Annotated in this window: 20 protein-coding genes; 6 read left to right on the forward strand and 14 right to left on the reverse strand. The window is 30.8% G+C overall.

Translation table 4 applies throughout. From position 1 onward, the window contains the following. Positions 1-34 precede the first annotated feature (34 nt). The 7 genes from AACK87_RS03025 to AACK87_RS03055 form a co-directional block, all read right to left on the reverse strand. The gene (locus AACK87_RS03025) at positions 35-1,087 is read right to left on the reverse strand and encodes an alpha/beta hydrolase (RefSeq protein WP_338971394.1); all 1,053 of its coding nucleotides are present in this window, start codon (positions 1,085-1,087) and stop codon (positions 35-37) included. A 5-nt stretch (positions 1,088-1,092) separates the two neighbouring features. Further along, complete coding sequence (locus tag AACK87_RS03030; protein WP_338971396.1) at positions 1,093-2,508, reverse strand: NADP-dependent glyceraldehyde-3-phosphate dehydrogenase; 1,416 nt, start codon at positions 2,506-2,508, stop codon at positions 1,093-1,095. A 72-nt stretch (positions 2,509-2,580) separates the two neighbouring features. Further along, positions 2,581-3,327 carry an RNA methyltransferase gene (locus AACK87_RS03035; protein WP_338971399.1) on the reverse strand — a complete coding sequence of 249 codons (747 nt, stop codon included), beginning with the start codon at positions 3,325-3,327 and terminating at the stop codon, positions 2,581-2,583. After that, positions 3,320-4,321 (reverse strand): hypothetical protein, encoded by a 1,002-nt coding sequence (locus AACK87_RS03040; protein ID WP_338971402.1) that lies wholly within the window; start codon positions 4,319-4,321, stop codon positions 3,320-3,322. The genes AACK87_RS03035 and AACK87_RS03040 overlap by 8 nt, the downstream gene beginning before the upstream one ends. Positions 4,322-4,341: 20 nt before the next feature. After that, complete coding sequence (locus tag AACK87_RS03045) at positions 4,342-4,848, reverse strand: dUTP diphosphatase (RefSeq protein WP_338971405.1); 507 nt, start codon at positions 4,846-4,848, stop codon at positions 4,342-4,344. 122 nt (positions 4,849-4,970) lie between these two features. Next, entirely contained in the window at positions 4,971-6,251 is a 1,281-nt protein-coding gene (locus AACK87_RS03050) for a glucose-6-phosphate isomerase (RefSeq protein WP_338971407.1), read from the reverse strand. A 26-nt stretch (positions 6,252-6,277) separates the two neighbouring features. Then, positions 6,278-6,622 (reverse strand): S1 RNA-binding domain-containing protein, encoded by a 345-nt coding sequence (locus AACK87_RS03055; protein ID WP_338971410.1) that lies wholly within the window; start codon positions 6,620-6,622, stop codon positions 6,278-6,280. A 97-nt stretch (positions 6,623-6,719) separates the two neighbouring features. Between AACK87_RS03055 and AACK87_RS03060 the strand changes: the two genes are divergently transcribed. Then, the gene (locus tag AACK87_RS03060; protein WP_338971412.1) at positions 6,720-6,953 is read left to right on the forward strand and encodes a NifU family protein; all 234 of its coding nucleotides are present in this window, start codon (positions 6,720-6,722) and stop codon (positions 6,951-6,953) included. Here AACK87_RS03060 and AACK87_RS03065 read toward each other — a convergent pair. Genes AACK87_RS03065 through sufC form a run of 6 tightly spaced genes read right to left on the reverse strand, consistent with a single transcriptional unit; the run spans position 6,943 to position 12,128 of the window. Beyond that, positions 6,943-7,509, reverse strand: a complete 567-nt coding sequence (locus AACK87_RS03065; RefSeq protein ID WP_338971414.1) for a 5-formyltetrahydrofolate cyclo-ligase — start codon at positions 7,507-7,509, stop codon at positions 6,943-6,945. The genes AACK87_RS03060 and AACK87_RS03065 overlap by 11 nt on opposite strands. Further along, positions 7,509-8,921, reverse strand: a complete 1,413-nt coding sequence (gene sufB / locus AACK87_RS03070) for a Fe-S cluster assembly protein SufB (RefSeq protein WP_338971417.1) — start codon at positions 8,919-8,921, stop codon at positions 7,509-7,511. Before sufB ends, AACK87_RS03065 begins: the two co-directional genes overlap by 1 nt. Beyond that, complete coding sequence (locus AACK87_RS03075; protein ID WP_338971419.1) at positions 8,899-9,363, reverse strand: iron-sulfur cluster assembly scaffold protein; 465 nt, start codon at positions 9,361-9,363, stop codon at positions 8,899-8,901. Before AACK87_RS03075 ends, sufB begins: the two co-directional genes overlap by 23 nt. Before the next feature lie 13 nt (positions 9,364-9,376). Beyond that, on the reverse strand, positions 9,377-10,603 hold the full coding sequence (locus tag AACK87_RS03080) for an aminotransferase class V-fold PLP-dependent enzyme (protein WP_338971422.1): 1,227 nt from the start codon (positions 10,601-10,603) through the stop codon (positions 9,377-9,379). Then, positions 10,603-11,406 carry a SufD family Fe-S cluster assembly protein gene (locus AACK87_RS03085; RefSeq protein WP_338971425.1) on the reverse strand — a complete coding sequence of 268 codons (804 nt, stop codon included), beginning with the start codon at positions 11,404-11,406 and terminating at the stop codon, positions 10,603-10,605. Before AACK87_RS03085 ends, AACK87_RS03080 begins: the two co-directional genes overlap by 1 nt. After that, positions 11,379-12,128: a Fe-S cluster assembly ATPase SufC gene (sufC, locus tag AACK87_RS03090; RefSeq protein WP_338971428.1), complete on the reverse strand. Its 750-nt coding sequence runs from the start codon at positions 12,126-12,128 to the stop codon at positions 11,379-11,381. Before sufC ends, AACK87_RS03085 begins: the two co-directional genes overlap by 28 nt. A gap of 152 nt (positions 12,129-12,280) precedes the next feature. Here sufC and AACK87_RS03095 point away from each other — a divergent pair, with 152 nt between their 5' ends. From AACK87_RS03095 to AACK87_RS03115, 5 genes are all read left to right on the forward strand, one after another. Then, entirely contained in the window at positions 12,281-14,473 is a 2,193-nt protein-coding gene (locus AACK87_RS03095) for a hypothetical protein (protein ID WP_338971431.1), read from the forward strand. Then, a complete protein-coding gene (locus tag AACK87_RS03100) occupies positions 14,473-16,098 on the forward strand; it encodes a lipoprotein (protein ID WP_338971436.1) in 1,626 nt (541 codons plus the stop codon). Before AACK87_RS03095 ends, AACK87_RS03100 begins: the two co-directional genes overlap by 1 nt. A gap of 163 nt (positions 16,099-16,261) precedes the next feature. Beyond that, on the forward strand, positions 16,262-16,945 hold the full coding sequence (locus AACK87_RS03105; RefSeq protein ID WP_338971439.1) for a hypothetical protein: 684 nt from the start codon (positions 16,262-16,264) through the stop codon (positions 16,943-16,945). Positions 16,946-17,060: 115 nt separating this feature from the next. Further along, complete coding sequence (locus AACK87_RS03110) at positions 17,061-18,716, forward strand: ABC transporter ATP-binding protein/permease (RefSeq protein WP_338971441.1); 1,656 nt, start codon at positions 17,061-17,063, stop codon at positions 18,714-18,716. A gap of 124 nt (positions 18,717-18,840) precedes the next feature. Further along, entirely contained in the window at positions 18,841-19,248 is a 408-nt protein-coding gene (locus tag AACK87_RS03115) for an HIT family protein (protein ID WP_422397183.1), read from the forward strand. A 30-nt stretch (positions 19,249-19,278) separates the two neighbouring features. On the opposite strand, the gene AACK87_RS03120 is transcribed toward AACK87_RS03115, so the two are convergent. Continuing rightward, a complete protein-coding gene (locus tag AACK87_RS03120; RefSeq protein ID WP_338971444.1) occupies positions 19,279-20,271 on the reverse strand; it encodes a 3'-5' exoribonuclease YhaM family protein in 993 nt (330 codons plus the stop codon). Between the last annotated feature and the right edge of the window lie 17 nt (positions 20,272-20,288).

Consider the following 20,288-nt stretch of genomic DNA (forward strand, 5'->3'; position numbering starts at 1 on the left):
TCCCATTCTGGGAGAAATAAAATACGGAGTTTAATTAAACTCCGTAGTTATCTGGTATAGGTTCAGTGATTGAATAACTTTGTAAAATTTCTTCAATATCAAAACCTTTGGGATCATATTTGTGAACAAACTCTAGCATTAAGCGAGTTTGAGTTTGAAAATGTACTCTAGTTGATTGAGTATGGGGTGAATTAATAAAGGTATAAATTTGATTTCCTTTGACAACAGCTTCACTTAAAATATAAAGTTCATAACTATCTGCCACCGGGGTTAATCGGTCATATTTTCCGTGCAAAAACAAAGTTGGTGCAGCAGGAATATAATTTTCATATTTTAATTTACGAAATAAATTACAATCTCTTAAATCAACGTTAGCTGACAGATTAATTTTATTTATTAATTTATTAATTCTTTTTTCTGTTGTTTTTCTGGTCAAAGTTTTAATATATTGATGCTTTACTTTTCAAAACAAACTTTCCATTGAACCATAAGGTACATCAGCAATACAAAATTTTAATCCCACTGATCTTAGAATATCGCCATTAACAATATTGTTATACTCAGTCACATAAGCTCCCATACTGGTTCCCATAATCCCAAGACATTCAATATCGGTATATTCTTTTCTAAGTCAACCTAAAGCGGCTATGAAATCTCGGTGTTCAGTGGCTCCCATTGTGGCTGGCGCTTTTCCACTATTACCATGATTTCTAAAATCGTAGGCTAAAATATTATATCCCGCTTTGGATAATACTAGGGCGTGATAAAGTGATCAAAATTTATGACCCCCAAATCAATGTGATGCAATAATTCATTTTTTTGAATCAGGATTTGGTATATATGTTATTAGTTCTATTTCTACATCATCAATTGCCATAGTTTTGTATTTTGTGATATTTTCAGGATCAGTTATTTTCAAATCCTTATTTTTATAAAAAACATCCATCAGACGATTCATTCTTTCAACTTCTGGATACTCACTTTTTTTAGAAAACTTCATTCTCATGCTTGCTGTTTTTTCTAAATTTCAATATAGTTTGTTAATAAACCTTTGTACACGATCGATTGTTGTAATTTTTCTTTTCATTAATTTTAATTGTAGTTTAGTACAATCCCCTTATATCTAGTCATACTTAAAAGTGCTTCTCTAACACCTTGGACACCCATTCCTGAATCTTTAATTCCTGAGAATGGAAAACTGTCTGGTCCTCTTTGTGATTTTCCATTAATATTGACAGTACCACATTTTAATTTTTTAGCAACTTTAATGGCTGCTAAAATATCTCTACCAAATACTGAAGCTTGAAGTCCAAAATCAGTCTCATTGGCAACTTTAATTATTTCATCATTGCTTCGTAAGCGAATAATTGGCAAAACTGGACCAAAAGGTTCTTCTCAAGCAAGTCTCATTGTTGTATCCACATTGTCTACCAATGTTGGTTGCAAGCGATTTTTAACTAGAGCGCCCCCATGTAAGATCAAAGCTTTTTTCCCTTTAGCGTCATCAATTAATCCCTTAACAAATAGTGCTGATTTTTCATCAATTAGCGGTGTAATAAAAGCATCATCTTTGGGTTCACCCATGCTTAATGCTTGTACTTTTCTTAGAATAATCGGTACTAATTGATCAGCCACTTTATCTGTTGTCAAAACTCTTTTAATTGCCGTACATCTTTGTCCTGAATAACCAAAAGCTCCATTTACAATTTCATTGGCATAGAAATCAAGATTCTCATCGTCTAGAACAATCGCCGGATCTTTTCCCCCTAGTTCTAAAACCATATCTTTGGTGCTAGCGATTTGTTTTAAATGATTTCCAATTCCAACACTGCCGGTGAAAGAGATGAAATCAATTTCCTTATTTGTAGATATTAAGTCACCGATTTCTCTACCTCTTCCAGTAACAACATTAAAAATTCCATTCGGTAATTTAGCCTCAATACTTAGTTCTCCAATGAAGGCTCCAACCAAACTACCTGCAGTTGCTGGTTTAAAAACAACCGTATTTCCAGTCACTAGTGCTGGGAAAATTTTAGCCAAAGCTAAATTTACTGGATAGTTGAATGGAGAAATTGCTAAAACAACTCCCTTAGCAACCCTTGAAAAAACTCCAATTTTATTTTCTACTCCAAGTTCTTCTCCTGTTAAGGCTAAAGGATTTAATCTTTTAGCTTCTTCAAAAGTATAATCAATTAATTCTAGAGTTCTTAATACCTCATTACGGCAATCTTTAAGACCTTTAGCGATTTCTAACATCATTATCTCAGAAATCTTTTCAATGTTTGTTTCGATTAGGTCACGAAAATTTTTCAAAATCACGATTCTATCAAGTAGTTTAGTTTCTTCCCACGACTCTTGTGAATTTCTAGCGCTTTTAAAAGCTGACTCAATGCTTTTAGCATCAAGCGCAGTAACACGACCTGCTATCTTAAAATTTGTTGGGTTAATTATTTCCAGTCATTGATTATTATCGATTTTCTTACCATTTATAACTGATTTAAATTCCATATTCAAAACTCCTTTTTCATATTATAACGACAAAAAGCGGAGACTCCCCGCTTTTTTTTAAATTTTTATCAACTATTGATTTATTAAATTCATAATGATGGCACCAGCAATTGAAACGTTCAAAGATTCCACTTCGGGATTTATATTAATTAAAAAGTTTCTAGTAATCAAGCTTGTTGCCTTTGTACTGAGACCAGTGCCTTCGTTACCAAGAAGTAAAGCCTTTAGTTTTGGGGTTTTAATTTCATCAAAATCAACAGAGGGTTTTTTCAAATCCGTTCCAATGATTTCAAAATCATGATCTAAAGCTTGTCTAATCGCTTCGATTGAATCTTGACTAACCAAATTGATTGCAAATAGATTTCCCTGAGTTGCACGAATTGTCTTTGAATTGAAAAAGCTCACACAATCCTCAGAGGCTATAATGGTTTTAAAATTAAAAGCCGCGGCGCAACGAATTAAACTGCCCATATTTCCTGGATCTTGAATATTTTCTAATATCAAAATGTTGTCCTTAAAATCCACTTGTGATTCTTTTATTTCACAAACCCCAATTATATGAGCTGGAGTTTTGAGGTCACTGATCTTCTTCATAACCTCAACAGTTACCAAGGTTTGTTTGATATTTTCCAAAACAAGGTTACTAGCTTTTTGGACAACCACAACTTCTTTTAATTGGTGATTTTTCATAGCTTCAAGCACCAAGTGTTCTCCTTCAACAATAAATAATTTCTTTTCTTTAATAACTTTTGTTGACTTTAATTCAATCACTTTTTTAACATAAGCATTTGTCATGCTAGTAATTATCGGACTAGTCATTAAATAAAAAACCAATCTTGTATAGCTTATTCTCTGGATTTGCAAAATCTTTACCACGATATTTTGGATTTTGACAAGGGATACTTATCATAAATTTACATCTTCTTGGGGGTAACAACATTTTTGATTGGATTGCTTGAACTGCTGTTGTTTTTAATTTTTGGCTAAATTGGCTTTTGATTTCATCGTTTAAATCTTCAAGGTCCTTTTGACCTGCAGTTTTTATCATAATATTGATTTTATTCTTCAAGTATCATTTCTCAATTTTGCAATATTCTACGTAATTAAAAAGTTTAAAATCTCTTGTGCTGCTAATGAAACGATTTCTTTCAAAATTAATATCCACTACATAATCTTTAAACAAATTAACTCCTGTTTTTCCGCGAACCATTAGTTCATTAGTCTTTTCTAAACACTCTTCAAAAGTTTTAAATCCATAACCAATAAAAGAATTACCCTGTCAAACGTGATTATACTTTGGATTCTTAAAATTAATTGGTTCATGAAATTCTAGGGCATTTACTCAGTAACGGTTATCCACACCATTGATAAAAATCTCGTAGCCAAATTTCCTATCTTTTAGGATAACGCATTTTTCAGAAATCGAAAGGATTTTCTCTTTAAAAGTATTATTGATTATTTGTAATTGCTTATTTGAAAGTTTCAAGTTTGGTTTTGGTTGATTAACCATTAGAATTTTATTTTTTTTGTTCGAAAATTCTGATTTGGCCACACGAAGTGATTCTAAAGCTCACCCCTTTTTGTAAACGTTAACTTCACTATTTGGATCTGGCATAACTGTGTTAGATAAATCGATACTTTGGTCTTGATTTTTAATTTCTGAATCAGGACTTGAATTTTGTAATTCATAAGTATCAACAAGGTCTAAATTAATTTCTTGAGTATACTGGATTGTACTGTCCAAAGTTAAGGTTGGACGCTTACTAGCGTCAATGATAGTTTCTTCGCTAGGCTTTCTTTTTTTATAATTCATAACTAAACCCCCTTTTTTAACTAATATTGATTCTCTTGTCTTTTAAAATTAATCTCATTTTTTCTGAAATAAGTATCTAAGAGCTCTTGTTCGCTAAAATCAAATCAAGAGCCAATCTTAAAAAAACTGTTCATAAGAATGGTAAAATTGTTGCTATCTTTTGATAAAGAGTACTGACTAAAAAAACTTATTAATTGTAAATACTCTTGTTCTAAAGTTTCTTGTTTTGATAAATTATCGGATTCAAAGTTTTCAAAATCAAAACCGATTTCTAAACCAATGCTTAAAATAAAGTGCAAACCATCGATATACTCTTCTAGTAAAACATTTCTAGGACTCGCTGGTTTTTGAGATCAAAACTTAAAGCTTCTTTCTTCATTAATAAATTCCCCTAATTCCACAAAAAAGGCGATCATTTTCTTATTACTAATTTGATTGCTAAATTTTATCTGCTTTTTTTCGTAAATGTAATTGTCTAATTTTTTTTGACGCTTAGCTAAGTCAACTAGAGTTTTCTTTCCTATCATAAGCTTCTCCCTTTAAAAATTATACAATAAATGCTATTAATTAAGAAGTTTTTAGCAAAAAACAAAAAAACAACCCAATTGAGGATTGCTTTTAAAATCTAAGTAGATCAATTTAATGCCAATTATTCTTTTCCTAGTAGTTTAAACATATTTTTTTTATAGACTTCAACACCAGGCTGATTAAATGGATTTACATCCAATAAATAAGCGCTCATTGCACAAGCCTTCATAAATCAGTATGATAAATACCCGAAAGCATTAGCGTTCATTTCGTCTATCTCTAAAATGATATTTGGAATTTCACCTTCATTTGCATGGGCTTCAACAACACCTTGTAAGGCGATGTTGTTAACTTCATGGAATGATTTTTTTTGTAGGTAATTTAATCCATCCAGGTTATCTTTGTCCGCTGGAATAGCTAAATTTAAAAGAGGATTTTTAATTTTTAAAATTGTTTCAAAGAGTAGTCCTTTGGTTCCTTCTTGAATGAATTGCCCCAAAGAATGTAAATCAGTTGAAAAGACAACACTTGTAGGTAATAATCCTTTGCCATCTTTTCCCTCTGATTCTCCAAATAGTTGTTTTCATCACTCAGTAAACATTTGCATTTGCAGTTCATATGAAACTAGTGTTTCAACTTTGTAACCTTTTTTTGTATGCAAAATGTATCTTGCTGCAGCATACTGGTATGCAGTATTTGTTAAATCATCAGCTTTGGTATCATTCATCGCTTTTTTAGCACCGTCCAATATCGCGTCAGTATCAACTCCAGCTACTAAAAGCGGGAATATACCAACTGGTGTAAGAACACTAAATCTTCCACCAATATCATCAGGTATAACAAAAGTTTGATATCCCTTAGCATCAGCCATGGTTTTTAATGCACCACGACTTTTATCAGTTACTGCAACTATAAGTTCACTAGCAGATTTGGTTCCTTCTTTTTTAATTAAAAGATTTTCAAACACTCTAAAAGCGATTCCGGGTTCTGTTGTAGTACCAGATTTTGAGATATTAACAATCCCAAATTTCTTGTTTTCTACATAGTCTAAAACCTGTTTAGTATAACTTGAAGATATTGTGTTTCCAACGTAGATCAATTCACATCCACCTTTTGGATATAAACCACGAATCATCTCATCAGCAGCTCTTGCACCAAGATAACTACCTCCGATTCCAACTACAATCAGAACTTCAATTTTTTCTCTAAGTTTTTTTGCAACTTCTTGCATTTTTTTATACTCTATTTTGTCAAATTTCTCAGGTAGATCTAATCAACCTAGAAAATCAGAACCCTGTCCGCTTTTCTCAAAAATTTTCTTACTTGTTTCTTTAATTAATTTAATGTCAATTATTTTTTCAATATTTTCTAGTTTTGAATTTTTTAAATTTAATTTTATCATTTTATTTCTCCAAAATTTACAACCAATTAGTCGTTATTCATCGAATCGTCAATACTGTCTTCTAGTTTAGAAAAACCATTTCCAGTTTCTTGGATTTTATTTTCTGAACTCTTTAGCAGTTCAGGGTGTAATGCTTTATAACTAAGCTTCACTTGTTTTTTTGCTGCATCGTATTCAAGTACTTGTACTTCAATTACGTCTCCAATTGCAAAAAAACTGTTTATGTCTCTTACGAAAAAGTCCGAAAGTTCACTAATATGGATTAATCCTTTTGCGATTAATTCTCCATCTTCTGAATGAACTTCTGAAAATACTCCATAGTTCACAATGCTTGTTATTTTAGCATTAATAATTTGTCCTTTGTTTAACACATTAATTTCCTCCATTGTTATTATAAACCTAATTTCCGAAAAAACTCTATTTTTATGTAAAATAAATTATAATTATTTATATAGCTGGAGTGGAAATATGGAGTCAACTACTAAAAAAATTGAGGACAAAATTAACGAATTAAAGTTTTTCGTTCAACAAGATGGCGGTGATATGGAGTTTGTTGCCTATAAAAACAGAATAGTTTACATAAGACTAATGGGTAATTGTATTGGTTGCGGATTAATTGACGTGACATTTCGTGAGGGAATTGAAATGATTTTACTTGAAGAATTTCCAAACGATGTTGATGGCATCGATATTATAATGTAAATTTTTCAGTAAAAATTACGTCTAAGGGGATGTCGTTTTCATCAATTGGTAGAACGTTATCTTCCATTTGAAAGCTAAAACCAATCCCAATTTTTTTGTGAGTATTTGGGAATTGAGCCAAAACTCTATCATAATAACCCTTACCTCTTCCAAGTCGATTTTTATAACTGTCAAACCCAACAAGAGGAACAATTATAATTTCCATAGCAGATAGGTCAACCCCATTATCTTCTTTTACCTTGGGTTCTTTAATTTTAAAATCACTATTTTCATATCAATCTTCATTTTTAAAAACTTGAAAAAAATCTAGCTTAAAATTTGGTTGAATTTTTGGCATATAAACATTAATAGTATTAATAAAGCAAAAATCCACTATAAAATCAGTGGAAACTTCATCGTTTAAAGAATTATAAATACCAACATGTTTAAAACCATTATCAGTAATATATTTTATGACTTTACTTGAGATTTTTTTGCTAGCTGCTTCAAGTTCTTCATCGTTTTTTAAGGAAATTAAATTCTTAATTTTTTTTCTAAGAAAAACTTTATCACTCATTATCCCACAGAACCCTCCATATCCATTCTGATTAGTTGGTTTAACTCCACTGCATATTCCAAAGGTAATTCTTTGGTAAATGGTTCAATGAAACCCATTACTATAATTTCTAAGGCTTGCATTTCTGTAAGACCTCGGCTCATTAAGTAGAATAATTGCTCCTCACTTACTTTTGAAACTGTTGCTTCATGTTCAATCTGAGACAAATTATTTTCAACTTTATTTTTAGGAATTGTATCTGAGTGAGATTGATTATCCAAAATTAGAGTATCACATTCAACTCGAGCTTTTGAATCTGTTGCTTGAGGACCAATATAAACTAATCCACGATAGTTAGCAGTTCCCCCCTGGAATGTTATTGATTTAGAAACAATTTTAGACTTAGTCTCTTTTCCCAGATGAATCATTTTACCCCCAGCATCTTGATAAACTCCATTTTTGGCTACCGCAATTGAAATTGTATCACCTTGAGCACGATCGCCTTTTAAAATACAAGAAGGATATTTCATATTAATTTTTGAACCAATGTTTCCATCAACTCATTCCATTCTTCCATCTTCATCTACTAAACTTCTTTTAGTAACTAGGTTTAAAACGTTATCACTTCAGTTTTGAACTGTTGTATATCTTAAACTACTTCTTTTTCCTACAAATAACTCTACATTAGCTGCATGTAAATTGTTTTTAGAATAAATTGGAGCTGTACAACCTTCAATATAGTGTAAACTTGCATCATCATCAACAATTATCAAGGTTCGTTCAAATTGACCTGCTGCTTGATAGTTAATTCTAAAGTAAGCTTGAAGTGGTTTCTCCAACTTAACACCTTTAGGAATGTAAATGAAGGTTCCAGCTGACCAAACTGCTCCATTTAACGCAGCGTATTTATTATCATCATTTTTAATTAAGGTTCCAAAATATTTTCTAAATAATTCAGGATGTTCACGCAAAGCAGTATCACAATCTGTAAAAATTACTCCTTGTGACTTCACCTCATCTAACATTTTCGAATAAATTGGGGTGGCATCTCATTGCGCATTAATTCCCATAAGAAAATCTTTTTCTGCTTGAGGAATACCTAATCGGTCAAAAGTGTTCTTAATATTATCAGGAATTTCTGATCAATCCGAAACTGTTTTATCAGTTGCTTGATTAAAATAACAATATTCTTGAAAATTAATAAAGTTAAGATCTGGACCAAATCCTGGTTGAGGCATTTTTGAAAAATTAGCAAAACTTTCCAAACGATAATCCAACATTCATTTGGGTTCGTTTTTGTGTCGTGAGATTTCTTTAATGATTTCTTCATTAATTCCCATTTTGGTTTTGAAAACTGAAGATTCACCCTCATTAAAACCATATTTATACTTACTGATTTCTTTGATAGTTTTAGTTTGTTTTAATGGTTTCATTTTCACCCTCCATTGCTTGTAAAATCAAATTTTTATACCCATTGGCACCTAATAAAGCACAAGAAACTCTATTACCTTGTTCAGCTACATTAATAAAAACTATTAACTCATCTAATTTATCTTCTTCATAATCTTCATTTTTTATTAACTTATGATAATTAGTTAGAATTTCTAGAGCTTGATTAAAAGTCTTACCACTCAATTGCTCTGCTAAAATATCACTTGATGCAGCAGAAATAACACAACTTACTCCATCTCATTTTGCATAATTAATTATGTCATCTTTAAAAGCGATTTCAACTGTTATTTCATCGCTACAAACGCGACTATTTTGCAATTCTTTTAGTGATTCTTTACTATCGCTCAAACCCTTTTGGTCTGGATTAACAAAATGCGACATTATAATTTGACGAACTAACATTTTATCATTTTTGTCTATCATAACTAATTCTCCTCTATATTATGGCGCTAATGAAATCGTCGCTATTACCAATAGCCTCAAAAAGTTTATCGATCTCTGCTTTTGTATTAAAGAAGGAGAAACTGGCTCTAATCGAAATCTCAGGGAATCCTTGATGAGTGCTAACAATTCTAGCACAATGACTTCCTGAACGAATTTGAATTTTATATTTAACTCAAAGAAACGTTGCTATATCTTGGGGATTGTAGTCTCTAATACTGAAAGTTAAAAGCGGACTGTTGTTTTGCAAATTATAAAATTTGACTAAATCTTTATCCATTTTAGAAGCTTTTTCAATCACATATTTTTTTAATTCAACTTCTTTTTCAACGATTTCGCTCAACCCAATTGAATTAATGAAGTCCAATGCTTTATTAAAACCATAAATTCCACTAATATTTGGGGTTCCGCCTTCTAAACGTTCAGGTAAATCTTGAACTTGAAAAGTACTTAAGTCCCCTGCAACTTTTCCACTCATTCCTCCACCATAAAATATGGGAACTAGTAACTCTAGAAATTCATTTTTTCCTCAAAGAACTCCAACTCCAAATGGTCCATACATTTTATGTGCTGAGAAAACTGCCAAATCAATATCTCATTTTTTAAAGTCACTAATTTCATGACCAACTGACTGAGATAAATCTATTGCCACCAAAACTTTTGGATTAATTTTACGGATTTCTTTAACAATATTTTCAATGTCATTAAATCCTCCAATAACATTAGTTGAAGAAGCAAACGCCACTAATTTTGTTCGTGAATTAACCTTTTGAGAAATAAGTTCAACATCAATTGTTCCATCTTTTTTCAAATCTAAAAGTTTTAAGTTCGCTGAGTTTAATTTACAAACCTCAATTAAAGGTAGTAAAGTTGAGGAATGTTCCAAAGTTGTGGTTAAAACCTCATCATCTTTGAGAATAAAGTTTTTTAGTCCAAAAGCTATTTGATTAAAACTGTGTGTTGCTCCTGAAGTAAATATTACTTGACTATCTTTTGGGGCATTTACATATGTCAAAATTTTACTACGTGTTTCATTCAGAACTTCTCAAGCTTTAAAGGCGCTGCTGTAGTCTTGAGAATGGGGATTGGCAGCAATTAGTTCAAGATATTCTCTTTGTGAATCAATCACCACATCTGGTTTTAAACTTGTCGCTGCGTTATCAAAATAAATTACATCTTTGTTATGTTTTAAATATGGGAATAAGCTTTTAAAGTCTTTCATTATTTGATTTTCTCCTTTAAAAGAACAGTTAAGTAATCAGCGAAATCTTGATTGCGGAGGCTAATTAGTTCTAAAATTGGTTTAAAGAAACCCATTATTAGCAACTCTTTGGCTTGTAAATCGTTTAGACCTCTTGAGTTTAGGTAAAAGATTTGTTCTTGATCTAACATTCCAATCGCATTTGCGTGACTAGCCACAATATCGTTTTCATCGATTAATAAAATAGGATCTGAGTGAGCTCTGGCTGTTTTATCTAAGATTAGTAACCTTAATTCTTGATGGGCTTCAGAATTAGTTGAACCATTGCGAATATCACTGGCACATTTAACAAATCCTAACGCCTTATCCTTGATTATTGTATAACTTGAAATATCACTGGTAGTATTTCGAGCCAAGTGAATAGGATTAATAAATGAATGCTTCTCTAAGTTATCAAAAGCAATTGTTGCACTATAATAATCAACGCTACTATTTGGACCATTTAAATTAATCAAAATATTCTCATCAATATTTTCATTTGACAAGTTAGCATATCTTAACACTAGTTTACTGTTTTCGGCTAAATTAAATACGATTTCTAATTTTTTAGCTGTACTAATTTTATTTTGATTCAAATTCAAAATTATCAATTCCAGTTCAACATTCTTGGCAATTTTAATTTCGATTTTATTAGTTTCTTTTTCAATAATAATAAAACTGGTTTGACTTTTCTTGTATTCAATTACTTGAGAAGCTTTTTTTAATAAATCAAATTGGTTATCTAATTGAAATAGCTTTAATTTTTCTTGTCTGATTTCGCTCATGAATATCCCTCTTTATTTATTCTCTCCACAATTTTAGCATCCCCGGAAACAACAATTTTTCCATCAATAATAACGTGAGCGTGTGTTGGAGCTACTTTATTGAAAAAACGATCGTAGTGCGAAACTATAATCATTCCTAAATCTTTTACATTTTCCTTGTTTAAATTTTGTGAAACTATTTCCAAAGCATCAACATCAAGCCCTGAATCAATTTCATCGATTAGTGCGAATTTGGGATGTAACAGTTTCATTTGTAAAATTTCGTTTTTCTTTTTCTCTCCACCAGAAAAACCATCATTAACTGAACGTTTTAACATATTAACATCAAAATTAAGTTCTCCTGCTGCAGTTTTAATATCAGCAAATATCTTGGGTAATTTTTGTTTTTCTTCACTGTGTGAATTAACAATATATTTTAGAAATTCTAAATTACTAACTCCTGGAATTGTTTGGGGACTTTGTAAAGCTAGAAAAATCCCCATTCGACTTCTTTCATCAACTGGATCTTCAATAATTGAATGCGAATCAAACAAAATGTCGCCTTTAGTAATTTTATATTTGGGGTGACCCATGATTGCCATTAAAAGCGTTGATTTTCCATTTCCGTTCGGTCCCATTAAGGCATGAGTTTCCCCCGTTTTGACTACCAGATTAATTCCTTTCAAAATTTCCTTACCCTCAATTTCAACGTGAAGGTTTTTAATTTCTAATTTATGACTCATCAAATCACTCCTTTTTTCTTTATTTTTTTGCTTATCTATTTAATAATTATGTACTAATTTTTAGCAATTTTTGTGAAAAAAAGATATTTAAACCCGATTTTTAATTTATAATTAACCTTATATAATTATTTTTAGAGAAAGAGGGAGAATAAATGAAGAGATTATTAAGCATTCTAAGTTCAGTCGCTTTATTAAGTGGAGCTGCTGGAACAGTGGTTGCTTGTACTAGCAAATTTGACAAAAAGAAGGATGGAAACTCGATTTTAGCATTTTTAACAATTAACGGGAATAAGGTTTCAGTTGATTCAAGTGATGTTTTAATGGAAATGATTAATGAGTCAGGACCAAGTAATCGTAACAAATTCATTCTAGATATTTTAAAAATCTTAAATACATCTTTTTTTGTTAACGCTGAAGAATTTGGGAAATCAGGGGAAGTGGATGAAAAAGCCGCTACATCAACAGAATACCAAAATTTTGATTTAGTTAATCAACTAAAAGAATCTTATGAAGAGATTAAAAGCGAGGCAGAACGTCAAATTTCAGAAGAAAGAAAGAAATATAAAGATGATTTTGGTAAAAACGCAACCAAAAAATGATATGAATCGCTAGAAAAAAAATTCAAAGGTATTAAAGATCGTGACGAATTGGATGCTAAATACTTCCAAAGCGTAATCATCGGAGGTAATAAAAATACCACTTCAGAAATGTTGAATATCTTGTTAAATAATAATCAATTATCTTATACATTTAAAAACCGAATTGATATTATTAACCAAGAATTATTGGATTTAAGAGTTTACACTAAGAATGGTAAATCTGTTGAGGATTATTACAAAGATAGCGCTAAAAAAGACAAAGTTTTAATTCTTTGAAATGCTAGTGGTAAAACAAGTGATAAATTTGCCTCAAGTTTAGAAGATTTTAGTGCCTCAGATTTTGCTGGTCATTTTGACTTAGAAAAATCAGATAGTGAGCTTGTAGTTCAAAATGCACCGACAAACACAAAAGCTTATGCTAAAAACACAACAGCTCGTGGTATGATTTCAAACTCACAAAAATTTTTCCTTGATAAATACTATAACTACCAAAAACCTGTTGCTTTAACAGAGATCACCTTCCCTTTTGAAACAAATCAAAAACTAGATGATGGAATCACTCCTGCAGATTTTGGTTTAGAATCTGGTAAAGAAACTGAGTTGGGAAGAAATATTGAAACTTTCTTAACAAAAGACACAAATGCAAGTTTGAAATACTGAGATGATGCTTTAGATGCCCAAATCCCAAGTGGAACAGCTAAAAGATTCGAAAATCTTTTAACACTTGATGGAGATTCAACAACTTTCTCAAATACATTAAGAAGTTCAGTTTATGATTATTTAACAACAGCTAGTAGCGGAACTGCACCATCTTCGGGATCAGCTCTTGTAGATAGCATTAACCGTACAACTAATGGTAAAGTTTATTCGGTTGTTGGAGATGGGATCATTTCATTTGTCGAATCTGATGGGCTTCACTTCGTTCGTGTTGAAGGAATTAAGGAATTTAAAGCTTCTGGGGGAACTTGAAGTTCTGCTAAAGGTGATAATGGACCAGGGACTAGCGATGCTGAGCTTGCTTTATTTGATGATTTTTGAAATAACAAAAATGATAGCGAAAGAATCGCTGCAATGCAAAATACCGATAGCGCCACTTACAAAGGGTTAAATTCAAACCTTAACAACCCCTATTTAAAATACTTAGTTAATACTTCATTAACTAAGGGAATTACTGGATCAAAAACAGCTTATGATTTAATGACACAATTGAAAAACTTTGTAAAAGTTGAGGAACCATCATCTGGGGAAGGAACTTATGTTTGATGAACTTCTATTTTAGAGTATTACGAATACATGTTAGGAGCTCCTTCAACAAGTTCACCTCAAGAATATAATGAAAAATTCTTGAGCAAATTTGTAACATTCGGAGAAGAAGGTTCAGAAACTCCTCAAAATGATATTGCATTAAAAATGCAAAACTGATTTATCAGTCATATTGGTTCAGCTAAATCAACTGTTGCTGGAACCCCACTAACAACTCATGCAGAAAATCACAAAGCTTGAGTTAAATCAATTAAAGCTGGAAAAGCATCTAATACTGGTTATCCAGAAGGATATGTTCCAGAAAATATTGATAAAATTATTGGTATTAAACAATTTGATTTACCATCAAATATGACTTCATCTGGGGCAAGTGGTTCAAGTTTAAAAACTATGAACGATGCTCAAGGATATTTAACAAGAAAAGACTTTGATATTTTCTACAATAATAATAGCTATGCTGTAGTTTTAGGAGGTAAGAGATAATGAAGAAATTATTAGTAATACTTGGTTCTGTAAGTCTCTTGACTTCAACTAGTGCAACAGTTGTAGCCTGTAATGCCAACAGTAGAATAACTGAGGCAACTTTAAATGATAAAATCCTAAGATCACTTTTAGCTTCTGTTTTTGGAGACAAACACGCAGCAGCGATGGATTTTGGAGACATCTTCAATAGTGGTGATTTACAATCTTCACTTATTAATATAATTAACCGTATGATTGCTCAAAATAACTATTTTAGAGCTACAAATAATTTATACGACAGTCTAGGTTTAGGTAAAAATACCGAAGAAGTTGCTTTTAGAAACTACCAAACTTTAAATAACTCAATCGCTACAGACAAACTTTACACAGACTATACAAAAAGTATTTCAGGAGCTGCAACAACCCAAGCTTTGGATTATAGTATTCGTCGACAAAGTTATTCGCTAAACGCTCAAGATTTAAAATTAGAAGTTGGTGGTGAAGAAAAAGTTTATGCCAATGTTGGGGTAAAATTACCAGATGGTAAACTTTGATCTATTCGTAATGAATTAGCAACATCAGATTATAGTGAATCAATTCCAACCGCTAAAACTTTAAGTGGAGACGGGTTTTCATTAGTTGATATTTCAGAGGGAACTTCATCTCCTAAAGCAATCGCAGGTTATGATAATTTAACTGGTAAAGAGGCCTTGAAATATCGTTTCAAAGATTGATTTGAAAATGAAATTCAAAGTAAAATTATTGAAAATTTATTATCAATTTCAAGACAAATTCCTGAAGCCTTTCGTGTTGCTGCTGGTCCAGAAAGCAATAAAAAAACTGCATACTTTAACAGATATTCAGCAATCGGAAAATATTCACAAACATGAAATAATTCAAGTACCCCTTGAACCAGTAATATTAAAATGGTTTGAGAATTTACTGTCAAAAATACCAACTTTGGTAAAGTTAAAACTGCTTTAGAAAGTCTTGATATCGACCAGAATTCTGGAGTAATTAAATCTGATAAAAATATCGCTGATAACATCGCAAAATTTAATACAGCCATTGGAGATGCTAACTTGTCTGAAGATGGAAACGATCCTTACTTTAGCCAACCTGGTTTCAAAGGTTTTATTAGTATTAAAGATGGAGAAATCTATGGAACTAACAACTTAGCAACAGACTTTACTTACAAAACTAGTTTAGTTAACGCAAGTGAACCTGGGGTAATTGGGGAAAATGGTCACCTTTACTTCCAAGGAGCTAAAAGTGATGAAATTTCTGTTGTATTTGTTCTACCAGTTTATCTAATTCAGCTACTTCAAGATTATGAAATTCAACGTGATCCCGAAGGTGAAGCAGTTAAGTTAAACCTTGGTCCAAGTATTTCATCACCAAATCAATATCAAGATGTTTGAAATCAAGAACAAAATCTTAAAAAACATAGTAAAGATATTGAAGAATTAGATGCTAATTTGAAACAAGATATGATTAATCAATTCCACTACATAGTTTCACAAAATGAAGATGTTCTAAAAGAATCAAAAACTTCTTTATATTCGATTTATTTAGATGCTGACGATATCCTTTATTCAGGACTTTGAGATTCAATTAGTAAATATATAAAAGATGAGGATGAATAGATTCTCAAATAACTATCAAATCAAAAACTGTCAAGAATTTATTGACAGTTTTTTTTACCCCATTTTGGATCCCAAAATATATCATACTTTTTTAAACTTAACTACTTTTATGAAATTTGTTGATATAATTAATTTTAGATACATTTCCCGGAGGCAGTCAGCAATGAAAAAAATCAATTTTAACAAAATCTTTTGCCTAAGTTTATTTTTACTACACTTCTTTGTTTTGATTGTTACGTTTTGAAACTTGTTTTATCCAAATAAAGAGTGAGTTTTTATTTTACAAGTATCGTTAACAGTCTCATTAATTCAAACACTTTTAATGTTCTTGATTTACCTTTCATATAAATTACTTTTAAAACGCAAAGTGATTTTACAAAAAGCTAATTCATACAAATGATATAAAAATAGCAAGCCTGAAGAATTGAAAAGCATGTTAAAAATAGTGCTTCCCTCTTTTCTAATAATTCAAGGAGAAACAGCTTCAATTATGAACGAAGTTGTTCGTGATACTTTTTTTGCTGCTGTTTATTCTTTTGTAATTGTTAGTTTCTTTATAATGTGTTTGTTATTTTTAATTATCGCCATTATTTCAATAAATGACTTAAAAATCAACTGTGTAACCAAGAGAATTTTTAAAATGATGCTGCGTTTAAAAAATGGTTCATTATCATTTTTTAAGGGCTTAAAAGTCAAAATAGCTGACGCTTTAATTATCAAGATTTACAATGAATCTATTGATATATTCATGGAAAATTATCGCAATGATGATTTATTAATAATTAATCAAATTTATACTGAAAAACTAAACGACTTGAAAAAAACTTTGGAGTTTAGAGGATTTTAATTGACAACATGATTTAGTAATAAACTAAAAATTTTTAGTTTGAAAAAAAACTAAGGCATGTTATCAATATTTACAATAGAAGATATTTTTAGCTTGCCCAGATAAAGGAGCAACCATGAAAAATCAAATTATTAATACTCAAGAAAAAACACAAAATAAATTAGTACCAAGCCTAATTGAGGCTGATAAAAAACCTTTAATCGAGTTGATTAAGGTTGGTAAGAAATATAAAGATAAAGTTATTTTAAAAGAAATTGACTTAAAAATTTATGAAGATGATAGAATAGGAATTATTGGCTCAAATGGAGCTGGTAAAACCACCATTAGTGAAATAATTGGTGGCACTAAAGTAATTTCTTCAGGAACTATTAAAAGAGCCACTGATACAATTTTAGGATTTCAGTTCCAAGCATCAGCTTATCCCGTGGGAATAACTGTTTTTGATATGATCAAATACTACTTAGAAGTATTCTCTATACCTATGGATGAAAGTGAATTAAATCAAGTTTTAGAAAGATATCAAATTTCAAAATTTAAAAATCGCTCGCTTGAACGATTGAGTGGCGGTCAACAACAGTTGGTAAATATTTTGCTAAGCCTTATTCACAACCCTGATTTTGTCATCTTAGACGAAATTTCAACTGGACTTGATATTGAGGTCAGAAGTGAAATCTTTAAAATAATTAGAGAGAATATAATCGCTCAAAATAAAGGTATGGTTCTAGTAACTCATCAAATGCAAGAAATTGAAGATTTGTGTAATAAATTTATTTACATTGATCAAGGCGAAATTAAAGAATCGGGGGAAGTTAGTAAATTAGTTGATGCTTATGGTTCAGTTGAGAACTATACAATGCTAAAACTAAAGAAAAGTAAAGAGAAAAAAATAGTAGTACTCTCAGATACAAGAACAAATAATAAACCAGCTGTAATTAATCCTAAGAATCGTTTTAACAAAATTATTAACAGCGAACAAAATAAGGGTAAAAGCATTCCTTTAATCAAGTTAATTTTAAAATATTATTATAAAGGTATTGCTGTACCTTTCTTTCTTCTAGCATTCCCTATTATCTTAATGTTCTTGGAAGGATTTGCCTTTAAAGAAATTTATGGGGGCTTAAATCCCCAAGCTACAGCCAAGATTATCAAACAACTTACTGTTTCAGTTGGAACTGTTTGTATTATAATAGTCGGAATTTCTGTATTACCCCAAACTCTAATCGAATTTAGAAATAGTGGTTTGATGAAACGTATTGGTTCAACTAATACCAGAGCCATTAATTTCATAATTTCTACAATTGGTATTTGCGTTATATTTATGATTTTAACTTTTCTATGAACCCTACTTTGAAGCGGAATTATGTTTGGGTGAGAATTTGGGTGAAAAGAGATTATTGCCCCAAAACAAATAGGAGAATCAATTGGTTATTTAGCTTTAATTATTTTAACTTCAACGACTTTTGGACTAATGATTGCTAGCCTATTTAAATCTAGTTCTCCAACTGCATATATCACAATTTCAAATATCATTTTCATTCCTACAGCATTTTTGAGTGGATCGTTTATCCCGATTGACTTAATTGAAAAAAGCACAATTCTAAATGGTTTTTCTTATTTAAACGTCTTTAAATATACTATCACCCCATTGAATAGTTCTTGGTTTGGAACTTTTGAGTTTGACTTAAAAAACACTATTTTCTTTTTTGTATCACTAATTATAATTATTACCTTTGGATTTATCAGCTTTAAAAAACTAAGCTGAGATAAATAATAAACTAACTTTTTATAGCCAGAACTAAAGTTTTAGTTTTGGCTTTTTTAAACCCTACTCAATTGACAATTATATTTTATAGACTATTTTTTGCTATAATCTTATTAGAAAAAGAGGCGATAAAATGGATAAATGTATGTTTTGTGAAATAGTAGCTAAAAAAATCCCGAGCAAGAAAGTATTTGAAAACGACGAAGTTTATGCTTTTTTAGACATTTTCCCCAATTCTGACGGTCATACCTTGATAATACCAAAGAAACATTCAAATGACTTGCAGAGCACGGATTTTGACACTTTAAAAGCAATCGGAAGCGCTCGTAAAGAGGTTGCCGACTTACTGGTTCAAAAGATTCAAAAACCAATTGTCGGATTTAATTATGTTTCAAATCAAGGTGCCGAAGCCTTTCAAATGGTTTTTCACTACCATGAACACGTAATACCTAAGTATACAAAATCTGAAGGATTTTTGATTAATAAAAATGTTCAAAATTTAAGCGATTTAGATGAGGTTCATCAACAAATTTTAAAATAAAAAAAAAACCAAAGAAATAATTTTTCGGGTTTATTTTTTTATGCTTTTAGGATCAAAATGATTTAAAAACATTTTTCCATCTTCACTTAATATTCTAGCACTTCACTCGTTGTTACCAACTTTGCTTAGTTCATCATTTATCTTATATATTCTAGCATCCAAACTATCGAATGTTGAAAGGATGACAGCTTCAATTAATACCGGTTCTACAGGAGAACCAAATTCATTCTTACCATGACTTGCCAAAACCATGTGTTGTAATTTAGTTACTTCACTGTTTATTTGTCCATTACTATCTGTTAACAAATCTAATTCAATGGCCACGTTATTTATAAACGAATTCCCGATTGAAATATGTCCAAGCAATTTACCTTCAAGACTGTAGTCTGTTCCTGTAATATCAGCAATTTCAACAACTTTACCAACATCATGAAGAATTGATCCACAGATTACTAAATCTCAGTCGATATTAGCATAACCGTAGTTACCCATGATAGACTTGGCATTTCTTACCAATGTATAACTATGTCAGAATAATCCTCCCACAACATTATGGTGAATTGACATAGCTGCTGGATAACTTAAAAAGTCATCTTTTAATCGGTGCAAGATTGTTTCGGTTAACTTTTTATAAATCGGGTTTTTTACTTCGCTTAGAATCTTGGAAAAATTATTTCAATTTTCCTCAATATTAATTGGCGCACTCATATTAAAATCTTGGAATTTAATACCCAATTTTTCAAAATCTTGAGCTTCAATGATTTTGTAACTATTTATTTTTAGTTGAATCTGGTTTCGATATAGATTAGCGACACCTTCAACATTAATAATTTGATTAACAGCAATTGTTTCCTTATCTTCATTTGTTGAATTTCAAAGGCGAGCTTCTACTCTACCAGTTTTATCTACTAAATGGATAATCAAATAATTCATTCCATTACTTCCAGTTGATGAAATTATCTTTTCAATTCTAGCAACAATGTTTATATTTTTATCTGAACTTTTTATATCAAAAATTTTCAATTTTTCCCCCTCTTGGC

The organism is Spiroplasma endosymbiont of Panorpa germanica (assembly GCF_964019765.1).
Lineage (GTDB): Bacteria > Bacillota_I > Bacilli_A > Mycoplasmatales > Mycoplasmataceae > Spiroplasma_B.